23 protein-coding genes are annotated in these 23,447 nt (G+C 39.9%); 21 read left to right on the top strand and 2 right to left on the bottom strand.

Annotation, left to right across the window (positions count from 1 at the left end; genetic code table 11):
* Positions 1-8 precede the first annotated feature (8 nt).
* Positions 9-1,682 (bottom strand): hydroxylamine reductase, encoded by a 1,674-nt coding sequence (gene hcp / locus ACXJIN_RS05055; protein ID WP_456400010.1) that lies wholly within the window; start codon positions 1,680-1,682, stop codon positions 9-11.
* Between the two features lie 219 nt (positions 1,683-1,901).
* Between hcp and ACXJIN_RS05060 the strand changes: the two genes are divergently transcribed.
* The 3 genes from ACXJIN_RS05060 to ACXJIN_RS05070 are packed head-to-tail and all read left to right on the top strand — an operon-like array spanning position 1,902 to position 4,351.
* Positions 1,902-2,552, top strand: coding sequence for a cyclase family protein (locus ACXJIN_RS05060; protein ID WP_456400012.1), 651 nt, complete (start codon positions 1,902-1,904; stop codon positions 2,550-2,552).
* Positions 2,549-3,454: an AEC family transporter gene (locus tag ACXJIN_RS05065; protein WP_456400014.1), complete on the top strand. Its 906-nt coding sequence runs from the start codon at positions 2,549-2,551 to the stop codon at positions 3,452-3,454. Before ACXJIN_RS05060 ends, ACXJIN_RS05065 begins: the two co-directional genes overlap by 4 nt.
* 15 nt (positions 3,455-3,469) lie before the next feature.
* Positions 3,470-4,351, top strand: coding sequence for a DMT family transporter (locus tag ACXJIN_RS05070; protein WP_456400016.1), 882 nt, complete (start codon positions 3,470-3,472; stop codon positions 4,349-4,351).
* Positions 4,352-4,792: 441 nt separating this feature from the next.
* Here the strand turns inward: ACXJIN_RS05070 and ACXJIN_RS05075 are convergent, their stop codons facing one another.
* Positions 4,793-5,275: a hypothetical protein gene (locus ACXJIN_RS05075; RefSeq protein ID WP_456400018.1), complete on the bottom strand. Its 483-nt coding sequence runs from the start codon at positions 5,273-5,275 to the stop codon at positions 4,793-4,795.
* A gap of 243 nt (positions 5,276-5,518) precedes the next feature.
* On the opposite strand from ACXJIN_RS05075, the gene ACXJIN_RS05080 reads away from it, so the two are divergent.
* From ACXJIN_RS05080 to eno, 18 genes are all read left to right on the top strand, one after another.
* Complete coding sequence (locus ACXJIN_RS05080; RefSeq protein ID WP_456400020.1) at positions 5,519-9,001, top strand: Ig-like domain-containing domain; 3,483 nt, start codon at positions 5,519-5,521, stop codon at positions 8,999-9,001.
* Positions 8,943-10,352 (top strand): hypothetical protein, encoded by a 1,410-nt coding sequence (locus ACXJIN_RS05085; RefSeq protein ID WP_456400022.1) that lies wholly within the window; start codon positions 8,943-8,945, stop codon positions 10,350-10,352. The genes ACXJIN_RS05080 and ACXJIN_RS05085 overlap by 59 nt, the downstream gene beginning before the upstream one ends.
* 37 nt (positions 10,353-10,389) lie before the next feature.
* Positions 10,390-10,884 (top strand): hypothetical protein, encoded by a 495-nt coding sequence (locus tag ACXJIN_RS05090; protein WP_456400024.1) that lies wholly within the window; start codon positions 10,390-10,392, stop codon positions 10,882-10,884.
* Positions 10,881-12,080: a hypothetical protein gene (locus ACXJIN_RS05095; RefSeq protein WP_456400026.1), complete on the top strand. Its 1,200-nt coding sequence runs from the start codon at positions 10,881-10,883 to the stop codon at positions 12,078-12,080. Before ACXJIN_RS05090 ends, ACXJIN_RS05095 begins: the two co-directional genes overlap by 4 nt.
* Before the next feature lie 3 nt (positions 12,081-12,083).
* Positions 12,084-12,746: an endonuclease III domain-containing protein gene (locus ACXJIN_RS05100; protein ID WP_456400028.1), complete on the top strand. Its 663-nt coding sequence runs from the start codon at positions 12,084-12,086 to the stop codon at positions 12,744-12,746.
* Positions 12,739-13,347 (top strand): class I SAM-dependent methyltransferase, encoded by a 609-nt coding sequence (locus ACXJIN_RS05105; protein WP_456400030.1) that lies wholly within the window; start codon positions 12,739-12,741, stop codon positions 13,345-13,347. Before ACXJIN_RS05100 ends, ACXJIN_RS05105 begins: the two co-directional genes overlap by 8 nt.
* On the top strand, positions 13,344-14,147 hold the full coding sequence (locus tag ACXJIN_RS05110) for an ATP-binding cassette domain-containing protein (protein ID WP_456400032.1): 804 nt from the start codon (positions 13,344-13,346) through the stop codon (positions 14,145-14,147). Before ACXJIN_RS05105 ends, ACXJIN_RS05110 begins: the two co-directional genes overlap by 4 nt.
* Positions 14,131-14,988 (top strand): ATP-binding cassette domain-containing protein, encoded by an 858-nt coding sequence (locus tag ACXJIN_RS05115; RefSeq protein WP_456400034.1) that lies wholly within the window; start codon positions 14,131-14,133, stop codon positions 14,986-14,988. Before ACXJIN_RS05110 ends, ACXJIN_RS05115 begins: the two co-directional genes overlap by 17 nt.
* A gap of 79 nt (positions 14,989-15,067) precedes the next feature.
* Positions 15,068-15,580 carry an adenine phosphoribosyltransferase gene (locus tag ACXJIN_RS05120; RefSeq protein WP_456400036.1) on the top strand — a complete coding sequence of 171 codons (513 nt, stop codon included), beginning with the start codon at positions 15,068-15,070 and terminating at the stop codon, positions 15,578-15,580.
* A gap of 14 nt (positions 15,581-15,594) precedes the next feature.
* Complete coding sequence (locus ACXJIN_RS05125; protein WP_456400038.1) at positions 15,595-16,971, top strand: glucose-6-phosphate isomerase; 1,377 nt, start codon at positions 15,595-15,597, stop codon at positions 16,969-16,971.
* 15 nt (positions 16,972-16,986) lie between these two features.
* The gene (gene rsxC, locus ACXJIN_RS05130; protein ID WP_456400040.1) at positions 16,987-18,291 is read left to right on the top strand and encodes an electron transport complex subunit RsxC; all 1,305 of its coding nucleotides are present in this window, start codon (positions 16,987-16,989) and stop codon (positions 18,289-18,291) included.
* Positions 18,292-18,293: 2 nt separating this feature from the next.
* Entirely contained in the window at positions 18,294-19,283 is a 990-nt protein-coding gene (locus ACXJIN_RS05135; RefSeq protein WP_456400042.1) for an RnfABCDGE type electron transport complex subunit D, read from the top strand.
* Positions 19,276-19,992 carry an RnfABCDGE type electron transport complex subunit G gene (locus tag ACXJIN_RS05140; RefSeq protein WP_456400044.1) on the top strand — a complete coding sequence of 239 codons (717 nt, stop codon included), beginning with the start codon at positions 19,276-19,278 and terminating at the stop codon, positions 19,990-19,992. The genes ACXJIN_RS05135 and ACXJIN_RS05140 overlap by 8 nt, the downstream gene beginning before the upstream one ends.
* Positions 19,992-20,621: an electron transport complex subunit RsxE gene (gene rsxE, locus ACXJIN_RS05145; RefSeq protein WP_456400046.1), complete on the top strand. Its 630-nt coding sequence runs from the start codon at positions 19,992-19,994 to the stop codon at positions 20,619-20,621. The genes ACXJIN_RS05140 and rsxE overlap by 1 nt, the downstream gene beginning before the upstream one ends.
* A gap of 5 nt (positions 20,622-20,626) precedes the next feature.
* Complete coding sequence (locus ACXJIN_RS05150) at positions 20,627-21,217, top strand: electron transport complex protein RnfA (protein WP_456400048.1); 591 nt, start codon at positions 20,627-20,629, stop codon at positions 21,215-21,217.
* A gap of 5 nt (positions 21,218-21,222) precedes the next feature.
* The gene (locus ACXJIN_RS05155; protein WP_456400050.1) at positions 21,223-21,507 is read left to right on the top strand and encodes an RnfABCDGE type electron transport complex subunit B; all 285 of its coding nucleotides are present in this window, start codon (positions 21,223-21,225) and stop codon (positions 21,505-21,507) included.
* A 60-nt stretch (positions 21,508-21,567) separates the two neighbouring features.
* Positions 21,568-22,062 carry an OsmC family protein gene (locus ACXJIN_RS05160; protein ID WP_456400052.1) on the top strand — a complete coding sequence of 165 codons (495 nt, stop codon included), beginning with the start codon at positions 21,568-21,570 and terminating at the stop codon, positions 22,060-22,062.
* 86 nt (positions 22,063-22,148) lie between these two features.
* Positions 22,149-23,435 (top strand): phosphopyruvate hydratase, encoded by a 1,287-nt coding sequence (gene eno / locus ACXJIN_RS05165; protein ID WP_456400054.1) that lies wholly within the window; start codon positions 22,149-22,151, stop codon positions 23,433-23,435.
* The last annotated feature ends 12 nt before the right edge of the window (positions 23,436-23,447 follow it).

Below are 23,447 nucleotides of genomic sequence, written 5' to 3' on the forward strand. Positions count from 1 at the left end.
TTTTTTGTTTAATTTCCATTGAGCATCGCTTCAAGATCTTTTTCAACGCTATCAATTTGTTTTAGCTCAAATTTATCCACGAGAACCTTCAGAACGTTTGGTGACACAAAAGCCGGCAATGTTGGACCAAGTCTTATCTTCTTCACGCCCAACGATAAAAGGGCATTGAGAATGATAACAGCCTTTTGTTCGTACCAGGCGATATCAAAGGAAATTGGCAAATCGTTAACACTTTTTACGCCAAACAATTCTGTCAATTTGGAAGCTATTACAAGCCAACTGTAAGAATCATTGCATTGTCCGGCGTCTAAAACTCTTGGAATACCGTCTATTTCCCCAAGATTCAATTTGTTGTATCTGTACTTTGCGCATCCTGATGTGAGTATGACCGCATCTTTTGGTATTTTCAAAGCCAATTGTGTGTAATATTCTCTTGATTTCATTCTTCCATCGCATCCAGACATAACGAAAAATCTTTTTATCTTTCCGCTCTTAACCAACTTTTCCAATTTGTCCAGAGTTTTCGTAACTGTTTCGTGCGCGAATCCTATTGGTATAGTTCCACTTTCAAGCTGCTGGGGTGTTTTTCCTATTTCCAAGGCCATCTTTATAACCGGTGAAAAATCTTTTGGCTTTCCATTTGCCCTATCTGGAATATGTTTAACTCCGGGCCATCCAACGAGTCCTGTGGTAAATAGCCTATCAATGTAACTGCTTTTTGGGGGGGTTAAGCAGTTTGTATTCATGATTATCGGACCATTGAACTTTTCAAACTCCTCGTTTTGTTTCCACCACGCATTTCCGTAATTTCCAACAAGGTTGGGAAACTTCTTGAAAAAAGGATACGCATTTGCCGGTAACATTTCACCATGGGTGTACACGTTCACACCAGCTTCTTTTGCCTGTTCAAGGAGTTCTTCGAAATCTTTTAAATCGTGCCCACTCATTAAAATTGCAGGTCCTTCTTTTACACCTATGTTCACCATTGTAGGTTCTGGATTACCGTAAGTGCTTGTATTTGCCATATCAAGGAGTTCCATTGCTTTTAAGCCCATTTTTCCAGTTTTCATAACGTAGTCAAACATTTCATCCACGCCGTTTTTGTCATCCGCTGTAGCGTAAAGGGCTTCTTCTAAAAAAGAAAATAGTTCTTCGTTTTTGAAACCCAAAATGTAAGCGTGTTCCAAGTATGCGGCCATACCTTTTAAACTTATAACCTCGAATTCTCTTAAGGACCTAAGTGTTTCATCGAGAGTTGGGTCTGACATTATTCCAACTGTTTTGGCCTTTTCCAAAAGCTCACTCTTTTCTCCTGAACTTTTCCATTGGGCACAATCGGGGACTTTCTCGTCGTACTCCTTTGAGAATTTTTTCTTGTAAGCGTCTAAGAATTTCTTTCTCACAATTTCTCTTTTTTCGAACGCTTCATTTATCCATTCAACAAATCTATCTGGATCAAAATTGACGTTTGTTATTGTGGAAAAAAGACCCTTTGCCACGAAAATGTCCGCCTCTTCGTCTTTTACGTTCAATTTTCTCGCATTTGTTGCCCAAAAAGATATACCCTTCAGTAAGTAGATCAAGAGATCTTGAAGTGAAGAAACTTCGTCTGTTTTTCCGCAGACTCCTACTTTTGTACACGCTTTGTTGTTTAAAGTTTCTTGGCACTGATAACAGTACATAACGTCTTCCTCCTTTTTCTGTATGATTCTTTGTATTCATTATACAGATTTTGAAATCAATTTCTGTGACAATAATCACTTCTTGATTTACATCCTTCGGTAACTTTTCCACCGCTTTTCCAAGAAAATTTTCGTAATGTCCAAATGGAGTTTGAATAACCTGAATAAGACGAAAAATTGTGCTAAAATCTCAAAGTGGACACGTCAAGGAGGACGGAGATGGAACTTAATTTTTCTAAAATTATCGATCTTTCTCATGAAATATCGGCGGACATGCCTATTTGGCCCGAAGATCCAAAAACTGAAATTTCTATTTTCAATCATGAAAATTACAGTGTTGAAAGGCTTTGCATTGGTACTCATAGCGGCACTCATATGGGAGCGCCAAAACATTTTGGTTTCAAAGGGAGCGTTATCGATCTGAGCGCTGAAGAGCTTTTTTTTAAGACGGTTGTTGTGGATGTATCCCGGAAAAAAGATAATTTTGTTTTGGACAGGAAGTACTTAATTAGATGGGAAGAAAAATACAGTGTACCCGACTTTGACGCGGTGTTGTTGAGGACGGGACACGATAAGTTTTGGAACGATAAAAGCAGGTACTTTTCAAATTACGCCGGTTTTGGTTTCGATGCGATAGAATACCTTTTAGAAAAAAAGGTTAAAGTTTTTGGAACAGACGCTCCTGGGATCGATCCATCTGATGATGAGAATTTTTCTTCGAATCATGAAATCTTCAAAAATGGCGGAATTCATTTGGAAAATTTGACCAATTTGGAAAAGCTACCAACAGATGATGTTTTTTGGATTTTTGTTGGTGCCTTGAAAGTAAATGCCGGTGGTTCACCGGCAAGGATCGTGGCTTTTGTATGACTTACAAAATAATTTCGTATTTTTTAATCATAGCTCTGGGTTATTTTTTAAAAAAGATAGATTTTTTTAGCGAGAAGGATGGTGCCATCCTTTCTCGTTTGATAATATACGTTACCCTTCCCCTTGTAATAGTGAACGCTATTACGAGCGTCAAACTTAAGCCTTCGCTTCTGTTTTTGACCTTTTTTGGCTCCGCCGCCGCGTTCAGTATCTTGATTTTCGCTTTGATCGTTTTTTCAAAGTTTAAAGTGCCAAATAAGACGAAAGGCTCACTTTCGTTGACATTGTGCGGGTTGAATCTGGCAATTTTCGCCTACCCTTTTGCTCAACTGATGTGGTCAAATAAGGGATTAACCTACATGGCCATGTTTGACATAGGAAATGCTTTGATAATATACACTCTGGGATATTCTGTGGCTCTGAAATACTCCTCCGACGGTTTCAGTTTAAAAACGGTTGTAAAAAAACTGGTAACTTTTCCGCCGCTCATAGCGTTTTCGGCAGCTTTATTCATAAACTTTTCTTCCATTAAAATTCCTTCTGGCGTTTTTTCAATGATCTCACCGATAAGTTCGGCTAATGCCTTTTTATCCATGTTAACAATAGGGATTTATTTGAATTTTAAAAGAATGACCAAGGATGTGAAGTACATTTTCACGGCTGTTGCCGTGAAATACGCGATCGGATTGGCAGTTGGGATACTTCTTTGGTACCTTTCGACGCTTCTCGCTCCCACCGATCATATCGCTTCAATTATTGTGCTCATCAGCTCGGTAATGCCAACTCCTTTGCTTTCATTGGTCTATTCGATAGAAAGAAAGTTGGATCCTGAAATCGCCGGTGGCATGGTAACCGTAACGGTCGTGATAAGCTCTTTGATACTTTTATTTGTTGGAGTGTAAAGGAATGATCGCAAAATGCTCAAGGGATATCTTTACACCTATTCTGCCATAGCCATTTTCTCAACGTTGGAAGTTTTTTCTAAAATCACAATGTCTGGCATGCCACCATTGGTTTTGTGGTTTTTCAGAATGCTTTTTGGCGCGGCGACACTTTTGCCATTTGTGAATTTTAGGAGTTTGAAAAGTCTAACAAAACTTGATTGGGCAAACATGTTATGGCTTGGCAGCGTGACGGTTGGAATCGGCGTGAGCTTCTTTTACCTTGGGCTCAGCCATATTAGTGCGGCGGAAGTGGCGATAATTTTCAGTTCAAATCCACTTTTTGTCCTACTGTTTTCAAGGCTGATTTATGGAGAAAGGTTTAATTTGAGGATTTACTTTGGAATGATTCTTGGCTTTTTTGGAGTTGTCCTCGTTTCTTACAAGCCAGAGCATTTTTTTACAAGCGTTTACTCCATATATATCCTCATTTCTACCGTTCTTTTCGCGCTTTACACGGTCTTGGGAAGAAAAATTTCAAAGAAAACCTCGAGTGCAACTCTGAATTCGTTCGCTTTTATTTTCGGTTTAATTCCGGTTTTCATAATTCTTCTTACAATCCGAGAACCAATATTCATTCCACAAAAAGATTTTTTTTACGTTCTCTACCTTGGAGTAGTCGTAACAGGTGTGGCATACATGTTATTTTTTCAAGGCGTAAAAACTATCGGAGCTAGCCTCAGTTCAATGGCTTTTTTTGTTAAACCGTGGTTGGCTTCTTTGCTTTCGTTTTTCATCTTAAAAGAAGAATTCACACTTCTAAAAGTTCTTGGTGGACTCTTAATGGCGATAGCGTTGGTAGTGGCTTATTGGCCCAAGACTTCAAAAAATGATCATACTTCCTCACGTTGTGTGTAAAGATTGAGAAAGTAATCAAGATACAAAACAAAGGTTCTCTTCATTGCAGATCATTCAACCTTAATCCATTGAAATTATTCTTTCTCCCTTTGTCGGCTTCACCGCACTTCTCCCACCTGTGGGGGAAAACTTATAAAATGAAATGGCTTCACCGCCACATCTCTTGCAACTGGTGGCGGATTTATTGAATGGAATAAGCTTTACCATCAATTCTCTTGTGAACGGGAATAGACTTGTTAATTTGGAAAACAACTCTGCTGATTCTCCTCCCAAAACTGGGAGGAGAGGGCCAACAAAGTTGGCGAGGAGGGTTCATCTTTCCTCTGGGCTTTCTAATTGATTTCGTGATCTTCATACACAAGTTGAAATACTTCTTTACAATGAAGTCGAGAAGTCAAAGTGAAAAATCTTTGACTTCATGCGATTAAAAACGGTTAAAAATTAAAATTCCAGGCAAAGTCCTCCCGTAATTTCTCCCAGAGGAATAAGTTTGGATTGTGGTGCTGTTGTTTCACCCGTGGAAGTAAACCTTACCATTCTCATCGCCCCTTTAACGTAAAACATGCCGAAATTCATTCCAGCATTCGCTCCAAAGATAAGGCTGTTTGGAAAGGTAAAAAATTTCGTCAACATTCCCGCATCCGCCCCGATGAAAAATTTCACGCCTTTCATACCAAAGGTGTACCTTCCTCCTCCTAACACCATATAAGCAGGTGTATCAGCGGTTTCTCCGACTGCCAAAAGGGCGGTAATTTGCCCGGTCAAAGAGAGTGGGCCGCTTATTGGGATGATCACACTACCTTCTACAGCCGGAATGGGAAAAGCGCCCATCACATTTCCTCCAGCACCTAACTCAATGCCCCATCCGAATACCAACGCACTCGTTATCATCGTGAAAACCGCCATTACTAACATTTTTTTCAAGATAATCCTCTCCCATTTATATGAATGTAAAAAAATTATATCATAAAATTATCTTTTTAACAAAAAAATATTAAATTTTCTTCTAAAAAAAGAAGAACAAGAATTGATGATTAAAAAATGATAAAGGGGTGGTATAATAAATATTACCGATGGATAAATGATGAAGTTTTTTTGAAGTCGGTTGTCTGCTGTCGAACGTTCAAAATACGCGCGTTTCAACATATTCGAGAGGGGGAGTAAGAAGTGAAGAAACTCGTGTTTGTCTTCTTGTTGATCGCTGTTGTGGGAATGCTTTCGTTTGGCCAACTGAGCGTGAGGATCAACCCGAAAACACTTCCTCCACAGGCTCCATTCAAAGTTTTGGTAGATTCGGACTCGAATGTTTCGGAAGTGATCGCAACATTCAATGGGACGTCTTGTGTCGCGAAGAGTGTACCAGCTGTTTTTACCTTCTATGCTCCAGAACTGCCGGCTTCTAACAACACAACTTCTTTATCAACTACACTGAATGTAAGCGTCATCAACAAAAGCGGATTGAAGGAAGAAAAGAAAATAACCATCCAAGTTTCTGCCTATGCAAACCCTGTAATTGTTATGACACCTAAGATGAAGGTTAAAAAAGGCACGTTCAAGGGAATGGCAAGCTTTGACGTAAAGGTATACGGTGGATTTAACGTCGGTGAAATCGATTTTTATTTGAACTCTATGAAAGAAAAAGAATGGATTAACTCAACGCCGACTTCCTTACTTGGCATCTGGGAAAAGACTTTTACTGTTGACACTTCTAAGATGAAAAATGGTCCTTATATCTTCTCAGTGGGAGTGAAGGATGTAACTGGGAACCCATTTCCTCCTGAAAGTGTTAGATACGTATTAGACAACGCAAAACCGCTGTTAAAAGTTTCTAAAATGGAAAGTTGCTTGCCAGCTGACGAAAAGGTGAACTTTAAGGTTACGGCACTTTCCACTTTAAGCGGAATAGATGTTGTTGAGATAAACGGTAAAAAAGCGAGAAGAATAAACGCCAATACCTACGTTTTAGACTTGATAACTCCAAAGAAAACTGGAAGATGGATAGTTCACATAGTGGCTCGTGATAACGCCGGAAATGTGAACCGGGAAAACCAAGAAATATTTGTCGACGCTTCGATGCCAACTTTAACGGTAAAAGATGATGCCGGTTACGTTGAAAAAGGTAAGAATGAGCTTGTTTTGTGGAAGACCGCCACGCCGTTGCATATAAGCGTAGAGGCTTCGGCGGCGAGCCAAAAATGCTGCAATATCGACTTTGAAGTTAACGGAATTAAGGGAATAAAGAAAAGCGATACTTATTTTGAAAGCGTGATTTCAACGCCAGGCACCTATTCATTCACTGCGACCGTTAGAGATCCAATCAACAAATTTGAAGCCTCTACGTCGTTAAAATTCGTTTTCAAAATTGATGACAAAGCCCCAAGTGTTGAAAATGTGAAATTCTATCCCTATGCTGAGAAGAACAGTGAAAATTACAAAGTGATTCCTCCAACTTCAACTTTGACGGTAACTATAACAGCCACGGATGGAACGGGCGTTGGAGTCAAGAACATAGGCGTGTATCCGATTAAGGCGATTGGCAATGGGAATGTAAGGACTTTTTCCATAGCGCAACTAAAGGAAGGCAAAAACAATTACCCCGTGAAGATAAAATTATCAGATATGCTTGGTAATTCCACAAGCGTTATGGAACATTTCAAAATATTCGTTGATGGTCATAAGCCTGTTATTACGATAAAACCTCATGGTTTGTTGTATAAGGGTGTTTATTGGAATAAAAACGCTCCTATGTTAGTTGATGTGAATTCCAAAACACAGTCGGGAATTTCACCACTTGTCACGGTTAAAGTGAATGGTGAGAAAAAATTCAATTCTGTTGCGGCTTCAGATTATCAATCAATTGAAATCCAGCTTTCAAAAATTGGAAAGAACTCGCTTGATATATCAAGTTTAAATCCCATTAACGGACTAAGTGCGCGCGCCACTCGTTCTTACGTTATCCAATTCGATAACGTTCCACCAACGATCGAAGATGTCACGCTTCCGGCAACGAAGGGGCCAAATCAGAAAATGATCGTTAAGTTTAAAGCGAGAGACGATGGTATAGGCTTAAAGGAAATTTTGGTAAATGGAAAGATAGCAAAACGGACAAGCGGAGACGAATACGAAGTTACCTTAACGACGCCATCATGGAAAGAAAGTGGTGAGTGGCCGATAAAGATCGTGGCTTACGATGTGCTTGGAAATGAATGCCCAGTGTCTAAGAACGTTTACATAGACGCGACGGCGCCTCACATAAATCTTTCGCTCTTTCCGAACAACCACTACAAAGATGGAATATATTGGTCGAAAGATGTGCCATTCTTTATACAGGTTTCCGCCAGGACCGATTCTGGCGTTTCTCCAACGATAAAAACCACATGCAACGGTCTTTTGCTTTCGCAAGATGCAACGATAATTACAAAAGGTGGGGCTTACGAAGTGAAGATTACGGCGACAAATCCGTTCAACAAAAAGAGCACCTCTGTGGACAAAACTTACAATTTGAAATTCGATAACGGGAAGCCACTTATTTCTACTGTGAATTTCACCCGTGTTGTTGGACCAAATCAGAATCTGAAAATAATAGCTTCCGTCGAAGATAAAGGAATTGGAATAATAAAGTACGTTGCCGTGAATAACACCATCATGAAAGAAATAGGAAAAAGCGGCGTGTACACGGCGACACTTAAGACGCCCGCGTATTCCAAGAGTTCTCCTTTTAGGATAAATGTAATAGCCGTTGATGTGTTTGGAAATAAGTCAAACTATTCCACGACCACTTTTGTCGATGTGAGTTCCCCAAACGTTGCGCTTTATCTTGAAAATGGTGAGAAAAAGGTTGAAGTGCAAAACGATGGCATTTACTTCTTCAAAGAAAGACCGGAGATGTATTACACCGCAACCACGGATGGAGGAGTAAAACCAATTACCAAAATGTACATGGATTGTGAAAAAGAGGCGATTAAAAATGGAAGCGTGATCTCCGGAACGCATTTCGTGGAAATTATTTCGACCAATCCCGTGAACAAGGAAACTTTGACCTTTAAGAGAAGGTTCGCGGTTATCGTTGATAACACTGCTCCAGAGATAAAGTTACAAGCTCCGAAAGTCGTCGATGCAATTTCGAAGGCCAATGTTAACATCTCTGTCAACGATAAATATTTGAAATACGCCTTTTTGGTAGTAAAATTAGATAATGGTCAGATTCTTTACACCAAGATCTTTGGAAAGAACGGAAAGTACACGGAAAGCTTGCGCCATCTCTTCAACAACATTAACGGGAAAAATGTTGAAATAGTTTTGAATTCCGAAGATATGGCTGGAAATATCTCACAAGCGGAAGAGAAGAACATATACGTTGATACGGTGCCTCCATACGTAAAGAGCGTGGTGGCTAACAAGGGAGAGCCTTTGGTTATCACTTTAACTGAGAGTGTAAAAGGTGATGCAAAAGTGATCTTGATCTCCCAAGATGGAAAGGAAAAGCTCGTAAGCGCCACGACAAAAGCAGCTGGAGATAAAATATACGTTTACGAGTTTGAAAACAACGAAAAGGTGAAAAACAACGAAGTGTACAAGGTGGAGATAGAAAATGTTACCGACAATGCGGGAAATAGCATTGGAAACAATTACACGGAATGGCCTTTCTAAGATGAGTATGAAAGCAAAGATAACGGCTGTTGTTTTGCTGACGCTCACGCTGGCTTTAACGGCGTGGGCGCAGCCCTGGTTTACGCATTCTACCGGAGTTGGTCCTGTATTTGAAGTGACACCGGCCATTGTGGTTCCAGATAACAATGGAAATGTCAAGTTGTCTTTTTTGTCAGATGAAAAAGATGTGATTTATTCAGCCATACTCGAGAATAACAAGGTAATACCCATAAAGGGTGAAACCTTAAAGATAAAACCAACGTTGAATGGAATGTATACCTATCTCACGATTCAGGCAATCACGAAAGAGGATCCTTGGGATACTTCCGTTGCGACCGTACTCGTGCTTTCAAGAAAGGTTCATTTTGATGAAAATGCTCCCATTTCAATTTTTGTAATTCCGAACACAGCGTGTTCTTCTCAAGCATCCGATGTTAAAGTATACACAGTTGTCAATCCGGTAATTGGAAAAGAAAGCTTCGCGCTTTACGAAAATGCCACCACTTTAATAGAGAAAGAGCTATCTCCATTTGATGAATATCCTCAAGTGATGGAGTACAACTTGAAAACCAATGGCATGAAAAGCGGAGAATACACCTTTAAAAGCGAGATCACGTTGGTAACTGGAGAAAAAATAGCCAAAAGTGCCACTTTGACCGTTTTAACATGTTCACAGCCTGTAATAAACGCGGGGATTTCGCCAAACGTGATTGGGAAAAAGAGTGGAAAATTCAAAGTTTCGTTGAACGTTAAAAGTACCAGTGGAATTTCAATAGAGAAGGTTTGGGTGGGTGAAGCGAAAGCTTCATTGAAAAATGGCGAATGGGAAGCCACCTTTGATCACACTTTTTATGAAGCTCAAAAGAGTGGAACAAGCCTTTTGGAAGTACCGGTAAAAGTTGAAGACAAGGTTGGAAATGTTTTCAATTCGAAAATAGAAAAGAAAGTATGCTTAGATTTGGAAACGCCTTCTTTTAAATCGATCAGCTTAGTTGACAACAAAGGCAAAGTTCACGATTTTTTAAAGAAGAGTTTTCTTTCAATTGAAAGTTGGAAAATTCCTTCCAGTTATACCCTTAAGGTGGTTTCAATCGCGGCGTGTAACAGGGTTTCTCCGAATGTGGAGATAATGGTTGATGGAAAGAAGAACGATTCTAATGTGATTTCGATTGACAGCTATGGAAAGCACACCATAAAAGTTGTGGCGGTTGATCCGGTAAACAAGCTTTCGACAACGTGGGAAGGAACTTTAGAAGTGAGCAAGCCAATGCTGGATCTTCCGCTTTCGTGGTGGGCGGTTATAGGAATTTTCACGGCGATGTTGATATCGCTCTTACTGACATTCTATTGATGAGGAGGTGCAGATCGTTAAAGGCGATTGAGATAATATGAAAAAAACGTTTTTGCTGTTGTTCTTGTTGAGCTTTGCACTGGTTTTGGAAGCATTTGCAATTGGGGCATTTGATGTTAACGCTGGAGTGCTCTCTTCAAGCGGAACTCCGGAGTACATGGTTGGAGTAACCGTAAAGTCAATTGGAACGTTAGGATTCGAATTAAACGTTGAAGGAAATTTGGGGAATACTTTCGATGTTGGGAAGATAGGCAATATTAAAACATGGAATCTATCTCCAACGTTATTTGTTTCTCTTCCGACGGGAGAAATAAGACCGTATGCCGGAGTGGGAATAAATACGACCTACAATATTTCAACATGGCAATTTGGAGCTGTGGATCTTTCAACGCTTTACTACCGCGTTGGAGTGGATGTCTTTTTAAAAGCTTTTTCGCTTTTTGGTGAATTTCAGGGTAAGATGTACTATCAACCACATTTGATTGTAAATGGAATAAGTGAATGGAGAGTAGGAGCGGGATTAGCATTTTGAGGAAAAGCGTTCTTCTTTTGTTGACAGTTGCGGCTGTAGTAGTGTTGCTTTCTTCGTGTGTGTTGGTGAAGGACAACACAAAACCTATTATTTCGGAGTTTACAAAGTCAGCGACTTTGCTTTCGCAGCGTATGATCTACTTTAAGGCAAATATCCTTGATACAGGCAGTGGTTTGGAAGAAGTCGCGTTTGAGCTGAATCATTCCCCTCTTCCCGTAACAAAAGAGGGGAGTGATCTTTTTGTTGCGAGTTGGCTGGGAGTGTATGGATCTTACAACATAACCGTTTTAGCTCAAGATAAGGCGGGTAACATAGCAACTAAGACCGACAATTTTTTTGTGGCGGACTCCACTCCTCCTGTTGTGAAAGTTAAACTTCCAACTACAGTGGCAAAGGGAGTGGAATTTCCTTTAAGCGTAAGAGCTTACGATCTCCAAAGTGGGATGAAGAACCTTTCCTTAGAAGTGGATGGGGAAAACGTTCCCATCTCCGACGACGAAGTTTTGGAATGGTCTTTTTCTACCCAAGGAATTCACACGATTTCTTTGACGGCTGTTAACAATCAAGGGTTGGTTACAACAAAAGAATTCAAAGTGAATGTGGTTAACGAGAGAAAGACGCCTCCTTACGCTCAATTTATGTTTTTTCCTCAGAGTATTCAAAGCGGTAAAAGTGCGACATTTAGCGTTTACGCTTATTCTCCGAATGGAATAAAAAAGGTTGAATTGAAGATGGGAAAGAGCACGGAATTGGCTTATTTTCCATCGAAAGGTAATATTTACACCTTTCATTTTTTGGCCAACACTTTAACAAACAAAGTTGTGTACGCCACGTGCACGGTGTACGATATGTTAGGGATGAAGAAGGAAATTGTAAGGCCAATTGTTTTGCTTTCAAGCAATTCAACAAGTACCGCCCTTTTTCCAGGTGAAATAAAAGTTGAAATTGATAAAAAGTCAACGTGTGTAGAGCTTCCATTTTTCGTTGGAAGCGTTGAAAAAAATTTGAAAGTGAAAGCTTACGTAGACGGTGTACCAGTTGATGTAACGGGAGAGCCACCAAGAATGTTCGCATTGTGGAATCCTCTTCCTGGCATTCACGTTCTGGCGATAGCCATTGATGGAAAGATAATAAGTGAGAAAAAAATCTCTTCATTTTCTCCTCCTAAAAATTCCTCGACTTCGTTAAAAAGGTGAAGTATGCAAAAGATGACTTCATCCGAAATACAATACATCTTTGAAACACTTTTTGACGCTTATGGGCCACAGGGATGGTGGCCCGCTTACACTCCATTTGAAGTGGCCGTAGGGGCCATATTAGTTCAAAACACGATGTGGAGAAACGTGAAAATCTCCATAAAGAATCTTGAAAAAATAGGACTCTTGGAACCATATAGGATGTACGTGACTTCTAATGAAAAATTGGCAGCTGCCATAAAGCCTTCTGGATTTCCTCGGCTGAAAGCAGAACGTTTAAGAAATTTTCTACATTTTTTCAGTGAGTTTTCTTTTGATTTTGAGCAAATGAATAAGTACGACACCGAAACGTTGAGAAAGCTTCTGTTGAAGGTTAACGGCATAGGAAAGGAAACTGCTGATTCTTTGCTTCTTTACATATTCAACCGTCCCGTTTTTATTTTAGACGCTTACACGAAAAGATTTTTTTCCAGATTGTTCTCTCAAGAGGCTATGAAAATGTTTGAAAAAGAAAAGGTAGTTAACGCGCTCAAGGATGCCAAAGAAATGGGAGAATTTCATGCGCTTATAGTTCAACATTCAAAGGCTCACTGTCGTTCTAAACCAATGTGTAGTGGTTGCCCACTTAGAAAAGTATGCGAGTTTGGAAGTGAATTTCATGAATAAACATAATAATGAACATTATTTTACTCAACAGCCCACGAGCAAAATCGTGGAAAAAGAATTCAAAGTGAATTTGAACGGTGAAAAACTTAAATTCATAAGCGTGAGTGGCGTTTTTTCTTTTGGAAGAGCCGATAGGGCTTCGATGGAGCTTGTTAAAAATATTCAAACGCTGTACGGAGATGTATTGGATTTAGGCTGTGGGTACGGACTCATAGGCATATCTTTAAAAGTACGATTTCCAGATATACACCTTTACATGAGTGATATCAACCAAAGGGCCGTACAATACGCAAAGATGAACGCGAAAAACAACAATGTAGTTGCCGAAGTGAAGGCTGGAGATGGCTTTGAGATTTGGGAAGGGAAAAAATTCGATTTCGTGATTTTCAATCCTCCCATAGCGGCTGGAAAAAAAGTTTGGACCAAAATGATAGAAGATTCAAAGTCTCATCTGAATAAAAACGGTTCGCTCGTGTGTGTGGGCTTTCACAACAAGGCTGGAAAAACGATCGAAAGGGAAATGAAAGCCGTTTTTGGTAACGTTTCAACTTTGGCGAAAAATGGCGGCATACGCCTTTACTCATCGAGGCGAGAAGAATGATAGAAATAAAAAATCTCCGTTTTTCCTATGAAGATGAACCTGTACTTGAAGACGTTAGTTTAAGCGTAAAAGAAGGCGAATTTGTGGCTTTTTTAGGATTGAATGGTTCGGGAAAAACCTCCCTTTTTAAGATGATGAATGCTTTACTTGTTCCAGATGATGGCTGTGTCTGTGTGGATGACATGAGAACGGACAAGGACGAAAACGTTTGGGAAATCAGGAAAAAAGTTGGAATGATCTTCCAAAATCCAGAAAGTCAAATAGTTGGTACCACGGTAGAAGAAGATGTAGCATTTGGCATGGAAAACATAGGCGTTCCGCGTCAAGAAATGGTTAAGAGAGTCGATGAAGTTTTGAATTTTGTTGGCTTAAAGGAACAGAAAAAGCAAGAGCCATTTCATCTATCCGGAGGTCAAAAACAACTTTTGTGTGTGGCTTCCGTATTGGCCATGCGGCCAAAGTACATAATTATGGATGAGCCAACTTCGATGATAGATCCTATTGGAAGAAAAGCGATTCTTGATATAATGAAAGAGGTTAACAAGAAGGGAAAAACCATTCTCTTTTCTACTCACATTCTTGAAGAAATAGTGAATGTTGAAAGGGTTGTTTATTTGAGAAATGGAAGAATAATGTACGATGGAACCCCACTTCATGTATTAAAAGAAGTTAAAGAAGAATTTGGAACCTCTGAATTTCTTGAATTCCAATTTGAACTTTACAAAAAAGGAATCATAGAACGTTTTATGAGCGAAGAAGAACTGGAAGAGAGGTTAAGAAAACTTGCCAATAGAATTTAATGGAGTTGATTACGTTTACTCGAAGGATACGCCTTTCGAAAAAAAAGCCTTGAATGATGTGAATCTGAAAATAAGAGAAGGTGAATACATCTCCATTCTTGGAAAAACCGGTTCAGGAAAATCCACGCTTATTCAACTCATGAACGGTGTCATGAAACCTACAAAAGGTAAAGTTGTTGTGGACGGAATTCCAACAGATGAAAAAAGTGAAAGGGCATTTGAGATAAGAAAAAAAGTGGGAATGGTATTTCAATATCCTGAGCATCAATTTTTCGAAGAAAATGTTTTAAATGAGATAGCTTTTGGACCGAAAAACTTTGGAATTGACGAGTCGCAGATTGAAGAAAAAGTTTTAAAATCAATCGAAATGGTTGAATTACCTAAAAGCACGCTTTTCAAGTCTCCATTTTCACTTTCTGGAGGGGAAAAAAGAAAGGTCGCGATTGCTTCCGTTATCGCTTGCGATCCTAAGTACATCGTATTTGACGAGCCTACTAGCGGTTTAGATCCGGTAAGTGTGAAACGCTTTTCGCTCTTAACAAAGAAATTTCATTCTGTGGGTAAAACGATCATAGTTGTTACCCATTCTGTTGAATTTGCCTTAGAAAATTCAGAACGTATAATCGTTCTTTCTGATGGAAAGATATCCTTTTATCTGGAGAAAAATGACTTCAAAAAAGTGAGCATGCTTGAAAAAATTGAAAATTACAACTTGCTTTTACCTGACATTTACAAAATTGCAAAAACTCTTTTGTCGCTTAATTTTTCAAATGATAAGCTAAAAAACGAATTTTCGAAGCTGAAGAATTTTTTACCACTTAACGATGAAAATGGGTTTTGAGAAGCAAAAATGAATTTGTGTTATGATATTAAAGGAATTTTTCATTAATTCATTTACGAGAAGGAGTGCTGATAAAAGAATGGATATAAAATCCTACATAAGAGACGTTCCAGATTTTCCAACAGAAGGGGTTATTTTTAAGGATATAACTCCTCTTCTAAAAGATTCAAAAGCCTTTAATTACGCGATCGATGAAATGGCAGAATTCGTCAAGGAGTTTGAACCTAACATAATAGTCGCAGCAGAGGCGCGGGGTTTTATATTCGGCGCACCGATAGCCTACAAGCTTGGAATTTCTTTTGTTCCGATAAGAAAGCCCGGTAAGTTGCCTTATTTTACCGTTAGTGAAGAATATTTTTTAGAATACGCAAAAGAGAAAATAGAAATACATGTAGACGCAATAGATCCACAGGATAAAGTGGTAATAGTTGATGATATACTTGCAACAGGAGGCACAGCATTGGCGATGGCGCATTTGGTTGAAAAATTGGGTGGAAATGTGGCTGGAATGGTTTTTCTGGGAGAATTGTCCTTTTTGAATCCACGCGACAAGCTTAAAGGATACAATATCAAAAGCCTTCTTACCTACTAAAAGGGGTGATAAACTTGCTGAAATTTGATTTCACCAACGCGATATCTGACAATGTAGCCAATGGCGTTTCAATTGAAGACGTGAAGAAGATTTCACGAAAACTTCACGATTTTTTAGAGTCTTTTAGACAGGGAATGCCAGGCTTTGCTAAGATACTGGACGAACAGGAAGATGAACGCAAAAAGATTGTCGACTTTGCCGAAAAAAATCAACACTTTAGGAATTTCGTTGTCGTTGGCATAGGGGGTTCGGCCCTAGGAGTGCAAGCCATAAAAGGTGCGTTGCTTCATTCAGAGTGGAATTCTTTGAGCGACGAGGAGAGAAATGGACATCCAAGGATCTTCGTTATGGACAACGTAGATCCGGAACATATCGCAGAACTATTAGATGTTATAGAACCACGCCAAACGCTTTTTAACGTTATTAGTAAATCTGGTTCAACAGCCGAAACAATGGCGAATTATTTGGTTGTGAGAGGCTTGTTGGAGGCGCGGGGCTTAGAACCAAAAAAACATCTCGTTTTTACCACAGATCCAAATGAAGGAACGTTACGAAAGATCTCGATAGATGAAGACATTCCTGCGTTTTCGATTCCGCCAAACGTTGGCGGTAGGTTCAGCGTTTTAACACCTGTTGGATTGTTAAGTTCAGCTATGGTTGGGATAAACATAGCTGAGATGATCGAGGGCGCTAAAGAAGAGTTACAGAGTTTTCTTTCACAGGATGACGCGTTGAAAAATCCCGTTCTTTTCAACGCAGCCTTGCACTATTTGTATTCAAAAAGGGGAAAAAATATTTCGGTAATGATGCCTTATTCTAACGCCCTTTACACAATGGCTGATTGGTATCGGCAACTTTGGGCAGAATCTTTGGGCAAAGAAAAAGATCTTACAGGTGAAATCGTGAATGCCGGTCAAACACCGATAAAATCCTTAGGCACAATCGATCAGCATTCTCAAGTTCAGCTTTACATGGAAGGTCCGAACGATAAGATAATAACTTTCTTGAGAGTGGAAGAATTTAGAAGAAAGACGGCAATTCCAAAATTGCATGAGGATAAAAAAACGCTTTCTTATTTGGGCGGTCAAGAAATGAAAAAGCTAATAAATGCCGAACAAGAAGCCACCGCTTTGGCTCTTATGGAAAAAGGAAGACCAAATTTGACGATTTCTTTTGAAAAAATAGACGCCAAAGAGGTTGGAATCTTCTTCTTTTATTACGAGCTTACCGTGATGGCAACGGGTTTTCTTTACGGTATAAATCCATTTGACCAGCCTGGAGTCGAGCTGGGGAAAATAAACACTTACGCTCTTATGGAAAGGGAAGGTTTTGAAGAGCAGAAAGAACATGTGGAAAATTTGAAGAAAAATTTAAAATATCTTGTCATGTAAAAGGAGATGATCTGCTTGCAGGTTTGGACTTTTAAGGGTGGTGTGCATCCTCCCACCAAAAAGCTTGGGAAAGATTCTCCAATAAAGAAGTTCGAACTTCCACAAAGAGTTTTTCTCTTTTTAGGACAAAATTTGGGAAAGCCTCCTAAACCTATCATTGAAGTGGGACAAGAAGTCAAAACAGGGCAAATGATAGCGCAAGCCGATGGCTTTGTGTCGGCGCCTCTGCACTCACCTGTTACGGGAAAAGTTTTAGAGATAGTGAAGAAAAAACACCCTGTTACTTCCAGACCGGCAGACGTGATAGTTATCGAAAGAAGCGGTGAAGATATTTGGGAAAAGCTTGAACCGGTAAAACCTTACGATCAATTCACAAAAGAAGAGATAATCAAACGAGCACTAGAAGCGGGGTTAGTCGGTATGGGCGGAGCGACTTTTCCAACTCACGTTAAACTTTCTCCAACAAAAAAAGTCGATACACTTATAATAAACGGGGCAGAGTGTGAGCCATACCTTACGATCGATGATAGAATGATGCAGGAATATCCCGAAGAGATCGTAAAAGGAGCTCTCGCCTTTTCAAAGGCGTTAGAAGTTGATAATATTTACATAGGAATAGAAGAAAACAAGCCAGAAGCCATAAAGAGTATTAAAGAAGTCGCTTCAAAGTACAACATTCGTGTGGCAAAATTACGCACCAAGTACCCCCATGGTTCTGAAAAACATCTCATTTATGCAATTACCCATAGAAAAGTTCCAGCTGGAGGATTACCAATGGATGTTGGAGTGGTAGTTCAAAACGTTTCGACTGCCCGTGCAATGTACAGAGCACTTGAATATGGAGAACCGCTTATTGAAAGAGGTGTAAGCGTAACGGGGGAAGGCGTTGAAAAGCCACAGAATCTCATTGTTAGAATAGGAACTCCGATATCAAAACTATTGGAATTTGCCGGTCTCAAAGAAGAGGCATACAGGTTGATATTGGGAGGACCAATGATGGGAATTGCCATTGATGATGCGGAAATAGGAGTAATGAAAGGCACGTCGGGTGTGACAGTGTTGACAAGCGATATTGTGAAAAAAGGCACTGAAATGAATTGTATAAAATGCGGAAGATGTGTCAACGCATGCCCGATGAATTTGGAGCCTTATTTACTTTATAAATTGTTCAAAAAGAAAAAATTCAACGATATGGCAGAGCATCATCTTATGGATTGCATAGAATGTGGCTCGTGTGCTTACGTGTGTCCGGCAAACATAGACCATGTTAAAGCCTTCAAAACTTCAAAAACGGTTGTAAGGGCTTTAGGGAGGAGATGAAGATGAAGTTTACCTTGGGCCCAGCGCCTCACATTCATGATAAGATTACAACGCGCAAGATAATGATGGACGTCCTCATAGCTTTGGCTCCCGCTGGTATTTTAGCCGTCTTGATGTGGGGATGGTACATGCTTTTGATTGAAGTTGGTTCAATGGTATTGGCAGAAGCTTTGGAATTCATCGTGATGAGATATATGCGAAAGAAGAAAAATTTCGTCCCAGATGGATCTGCCGCGGTAACGGGGCTTTTACTCGCGATGAATGTCCCGGCAGGCATTTCATGGTGGATGATGGCAATAGGCGTTTTCATAGCGATAGTGATAGGAAAGGAGATTTACGGTGGAATAGGAAACAATCCTTTTAATCCTGCGCTTGTTGGAAGAATATTCATGTACATCTCTTTTCCCGCCGCCATGACCACGTGGCCAAAAGTGAATTGGTTTCACTTCACACAATCGGCTTTTAATATCCAAACAACGGCAACTCCCTTAGGAGTTATAAAATTGCACGGAATGGCAAAGGCTAGTTCTGTTTTTCCTCATCTTATGCAAAACGCCTTTTTCGGAAATCTTCCCGGTTCTGCTGGTGAAATGAGTGCCCTTGCTCTGATAGCCGGCTTTTTGTACTTGTGGTGGAAAGGCATAGTTTCTTTTGAAATACCGGTTGCTTACATTGGAACTACTTTTGGTTTATCCGCAATTTATTGGTTCGTAAATCCAGGAGCTTATCCGGATCCAACCACAGCTATTTTGATAGGTGGCGTCATGTTGGGAGCGTTGTTTATGGCTACAGATCCCGTAACAAGCCCAATAACATCTAAGGGAAAGTGGATATTTGGAGTGGGATGTGGCGTTATAACCGTTTTGATAAGGTATATAGGTGCTTATCCAGAGGGCGTAAACTTTGCCATACTTCTCATGAATGCATTGGTGCCTTTCATAGATCAAATAAGCCGCCCCAAAGTTTTTGGGGAGGTGAAGAAAAATGGGTAAATATTTCAAAACAGCTTTAATTTTGACGGTTATAATGGTGGCAATAGCCGTGATATTGGCATCGGTATACATAGTAACAAAGCAACCCATAGCCAAATCCGATTTGGAGGCAAAATTAACGGCTATAAAAGCGGTTTTAACAGATCCAAATACTGGGAAACTTTTGATAAACGAAAATGAAATTCCAAAGACCATGGCTCAATTGAAAGCGAAGGTATGGAAGTCCAATCCTTCAGGAATTTTGTTTTCAGATGAAAAGGCAAAAGGTTACGTATTATCACCGGCGTACGTTTTTAAAGCTAAAAATGGGGAGCCCGTTTACGTTTTGGTGGGTTATGGTATAGGCTTTGGAGGAAAAGTTGTAACCGTGGCGGCGTTTGAAAAAAGAGGTAACGGTTTTTACGAGAATGCCATAAGGGTTATAGATTACTCGAATGAAACTCCAGGCCTTGGGGCAAGGATAAATGAACCAAAAGTAAGGAAAAGATTTTATTCTATCCCCAACAGTGGTTTTGAAAATGGAATAAAAGTTAACAAAGATGCGAATCTTTACCCTTTGCCAAAAGGATACAAAGAGAAATTGAACTATTACAAATCAAAGGGTATTGTGGTAACAAGTGATATCATGACTGGCGCAACTATAACACCGCGAGCTGTTGTGAGTACTCTAAATACGATGTACACTTTTCTTGAAAAGGAGGCAAGATGATGAAAACGAATGAATCCTCCTCTCTCTCCGCCTTTACGGCTGGTTTCATAAAACAAAACCCCACTTTTTCTCAGGTGCTTGGCCTCTGTCCAACGTTGGCAACCTCTACAAATGCCGAAAATGCGTTGGGAATGGGTCTGGCCACAATGGGAGTTCTCATTCTTTCCAACATATTCATATCCGCTTTGAGAAAGTTAATCCCAAACGAAGTGAGAATACCGGCTTACATTTCGGTGATAGCTTCGTTTGTTACGATCGTAAATTTGTTGATGCACGGATACACGTACCAGTTGTGGACCAATTTAGGCCTTTACATTCCACTTATAGTCGTTAACTGTATAATAATGGGACGTGCAGAGGCTTTCGCATCGAAGAATGGTATATGGAAGTCTTTCTTGGATGGATTGGGAATGGGACTTGGCTTTGTCGGTGCCATTTTGTTACTTGGAATGACAAGAGAAGTGCTTTCCGTTGGCACACTGTTTGGAATAAGACTATGGCCAAAAACTTATGGCATGTTCGTAATGATGCTTCCACCAGGTGCTTTTCTGGTAATAGGACTCTATTTGGCTTTGTTCAAACACATCGCAAATGTTAGAAAGAGAAATCTGAAAAATATTAAGGGGTGATTTGAATGGGAGCCGAAGTTGCGAAATGGTTTGCGATCCTTTTTGCCGCAATGCTTGTAAACAATTTTTTACTCTCGCGCTTTTTGGGACTGTGCCCCTTCTTTGGAGTTTCCAAAAGCATGGATACCGCCGTTGGAATGTCCATGGGTGTCATTTTTGTCATGGTAGTGGCAGGCATTGTAACCTGGTTTTTGAATTTGCTTTTGATTTCGTGGCACATTGAATTTCTTCAGATATTGGTTTTTATACTCGTAATAGCCGCGCTGGTACAAATAATAGAGATATTCATAAAGAAGACAAATCCGGCTCTCTACAGCGCACTTGGGATATACCTTCCACTTATCACCACAAATTGTGCCATTCTAGGCTTATCCTTGATAAATGTGCAAAATAATTACACCCTCATGGAAACTATATTCAACTCTGTTGGTTCTTCACTTGGATATTCAATGGCGTTGATTCTTTTCTCTTCTTTGAGGGTTAAGTTGGACGTTGAAGAATTACCGGCCGCATTTGAGGGAATGCCGGCTGCGTTCATAATGGCTTTCATTCTTTCCATGAGCTTCATGGCATTTACCGGTATGATAAAGGTGTGATGGAAATGACAATATTTGTGTATTCGATTTTGTTGTTGGGAGTCATGGGATTCATAACAGGCTTCGGTTTAGCGTATTTGGCGAAGAAATTTGAAGTAAAAGAAGATCCTCGTGTTGAAAAGATCATAAAAGTTTTGCCAGGCGCGAATTGTGGAATGTGTGGCTATCCCGGATGTTCCGCATACGCTCACGCAATAGTCGAAAAAGGGGCTTCTTACGATAAGTGTGTGCCCGGCAAAAAGAGTGGCGTAGCCGAGAAAATAAAAAAGATCATGGAAGAGGAATCGTGATATAATATAAAAAAAGATGTGAATTTGCTATATTATAAAGCTGTGGAGATGAGATAATATATGGAAAAAGATAAATCTGAGAAAAAAAACTTGGAAAATATAAATTTTGAGACTTTAGCTGATTTGCTGGCCGCTGAGTCGGTTTGGATTGGTGACGGCAAGACGAAGACAAAATTTCACGATTTGGAATTAGAGGCGGACAATCCTTTGAGCGTTACGCCTGTAAATCCCCCACCGAAGGTAACCTGGCCAGAGCAGCTTTTCGCGGCGGCTTTATCTGTTTGCATAATAACTACAATGGTGGCCATAAACGAAAAAATAGGCGTGCATATAAAAGAACTCAAAGTTACGGCAAAGCCCATACTTGGAATGGATAATGATAAAGGATTCAAGATTGATAAGGTTAAATTAAACATAAAACTGAGTGTTTTGCATGGGGAAAAAGAAAAGACTGAAAAGCTTGTTGACGTAACGCATAAGTATTGTTTGGTAAGTAAGGCGATAAAAGGTAATGTTGAAGAAATTTTAGAAGTGGATATAAAAACGGTAGATTAAAAGGTCGATTTGGTAACGCTTGTGATGAACTTCATAAAATTTGGACACATTTTGATAATATGCTTTGAGAAAGGGAGGTAATACAAATGCGTGTCGATATAATTGATGTGAAAGCAAGAGAAGTTTTAGATTCGCGTGGAAATCCGACAGTGGAAGTTGAAGTAGTTTTGGATGACGGATCGTTTGGGAGAGCCATAGTTCCATCTGGTGCTTCCACCGGGAAAAATGAGGCTTTGGAATTAAGGGATGGAGGAGAAAGGTACGGAGGAAAAGGCGTACAGAAAGCCGTTTCCAACGTAAATGAGATAATTGCACCTAAGGTTATAGGTCTCAACGCCTTTGATCAAGCTTATATTGACAAGGTAATGATAGATCTTGATGGAACCCCAAACAAAAGTAACTTAGGAGCGAATGCAATTTTGGGCGTTTCAATGGCAGTCGCACGGGCCGCTGCAAATTCCACTTACATGGAGCTATACGAATATCTTGGAGGACCAAATGCAAGGGTTATTCCTACGCCGATGATGAACGTTATAAATGGTGGGAAACACGCCGATAGTGGTCTCGATATCCAGGAATTCATGATAGTTCCCGCGGGAGCTCCAACGTTTAAGGAAGCTCTGAGATACGCCGCTGAAACCTTTCACGCTTTAAAGGGAATTTTAAAGGATAAGGGAATGGTCACATCAGTAGGAGATGAAGGTGGATTCGCCCCCCGTCTTTCTTCTAACGAAGAGGGTATAGAAGTAATAATAGAGGCAATAGAAAAAGCTGGTTACAAACCAGGAAAAGACATTTACGTTGCAATCGACAGTGCACCGGATTCTTTTTACGATGAGGAAAAAGGCAAATATCACTTCGGTGGCAAATACATAACCACGGACGAACTTCTGGACTTCTACAAGAAGATCGTTGATAAGTATCCTATCATATCCATAGAAGATCCGTTCTACGAAGAAGACTGGGATGGATTTGTGAAAATTACAAAAGAACTCGGAAACAAAATACAAATAATTGGCGACGACAACTACGTCACGAACATCAACAGACTTAAAAAGGGTATAGAACTCAAAGCTTCCAATTCCATTCTTATAAAACTCAACCAAATTGGAAGCGTTACGGAAACACTTGATACCATCGAGTACGCAAAAACTCACGGATTCACGTGCGTTGTTTCCCACAGATCTGGAGAAACTGAAGACACGTTCATAGCAGATCTCGCAGTTGCCATGAATACCGGTTTGATAAAGACTGGCTCACTTTCCAGAAGTGAAAGGATAGCCAAATACAATCAACTTCTTAGAATAGAAGAAAAACTTGGTGACGTAGCGATCTACAGAGGCGTCGATTCCTTCTACTCTATAGGAAAGTGAATTTTTCACGGA

It is taken from the genome of Mesoaciditoga sp. (genome assembly GCF_054006115.1).

Coding starts and splice junctions, on each gene's coding strand:
- ACXJIN_RS05160 (WP_456400052.1), top strand. CDS start 21,568: ATGGAAAAAGATAAATCTGAGAAAAAAAACTTGGAAAATATAAATTTT.
- ACXJIN_RS05100 (WP_456400028.1), top strand. CDS start 12,084: ATGCAAAAGATGACTTCATCCGAAATACAATACATCTTTGAAACACTT.
- rsxE (WP_456400046.1), top strand. CDS start 19,992: ATGAAAACGAATGAATCCTCCTCTCTCTCCGCCTTTACGGCTGGTTTC.
- eno (WP_456400054.1), top strand. CDS start 22,149: ATGCGTGTCGATATAATTGATGTGAAAGCAAGAGAAGTTTTAGATTCG.
- ACXJIN_RS05110 (WP_456400032.1), top strand. CDS start 13,344: ATGATAGAAATAAAAAATCTCCGTTTTTCCTATGAAGATGAACCTGTA.
- ACXJIN_RS05140 (WP_456400044.1), top strand. CDS start 19,276: ATGGGTAAATATTTCAAAACAGCTTTAATTTTGACGGTTATAATGGTG.
- ACXJIN_RS05090 (WP_456400024.1), top strand. CDS start 10,390: ATGAAAAAAACGTTTTTGCTGTTGTTCTTGTTGAGCTTTGCACTGGTT.
- ACXJIN_RS05060 (WP_456400012.1), top strand. CDS start 1,902: ATGGAACTTAATTTTTCTAAAATTATCGATCTTTCTCATGAAATATCG.
- ACXJIN_RS05135 (WP_456400042.1), top strand. CDS start 18,294: ATGAAGTTTACCTTGGGCCCAGCGCCTCACATTCATGATAAGATTACA.
- ACXJIN_RS05150 (WP_456400048.1), top strand. CDS start 20,627: ATGGGAGCCGAAGTTGCGAAATGGTTTGCGATCCTTTTTGCCGCAATG.
- ACXJIN_RS05070 (WP_456400016.1), top strand. CDS start 3,470: ATGCTCAAGGGATATCTTTACACCTATTCTGCCATAGCCATTTTCTCA.
- ACXJIN_RS05105 (WP_456400030.1), top strand. CDS start 12,739: ATGAATAAACATAATAATGAACATTATTTTACTCAACAGCCCACGAGC.
- ACXJIN_RS05155 (WP_456400050.1), top strand. CDS start 21,223: ATGACAATATTTGTGTATTCGATTTTGTTGTTGGGAGTCATGGGATTC.
- ACXJIN_RS05065 (WP_456400014.1), top strand. CDS start 2,549: ATGACTTACAAAATAATTTCGTATTTTTTAATCATAGCTCTGGGTTAT.
- ACXJIN_RS05085 (WP_456400022.1), top strand. CDS start 8,943: ATGTTACCGACAATGCGGGAAATAGCATTGGAAACAATTACACGGAAT.
- hcp (WP_456400010.1), bottom strand. CDS start 1,682: ATGTACTGTTATCAGTGCCAAGAAACTTTAAACAACAAAGCGTGTACA.
- ACXJIN_RS05120 (WP_456400036.1), top strand. CDS start 15,068: ATGGATATAAAATCCTACATAAGAGACGTTCCAGATTTTCCAACAGAA.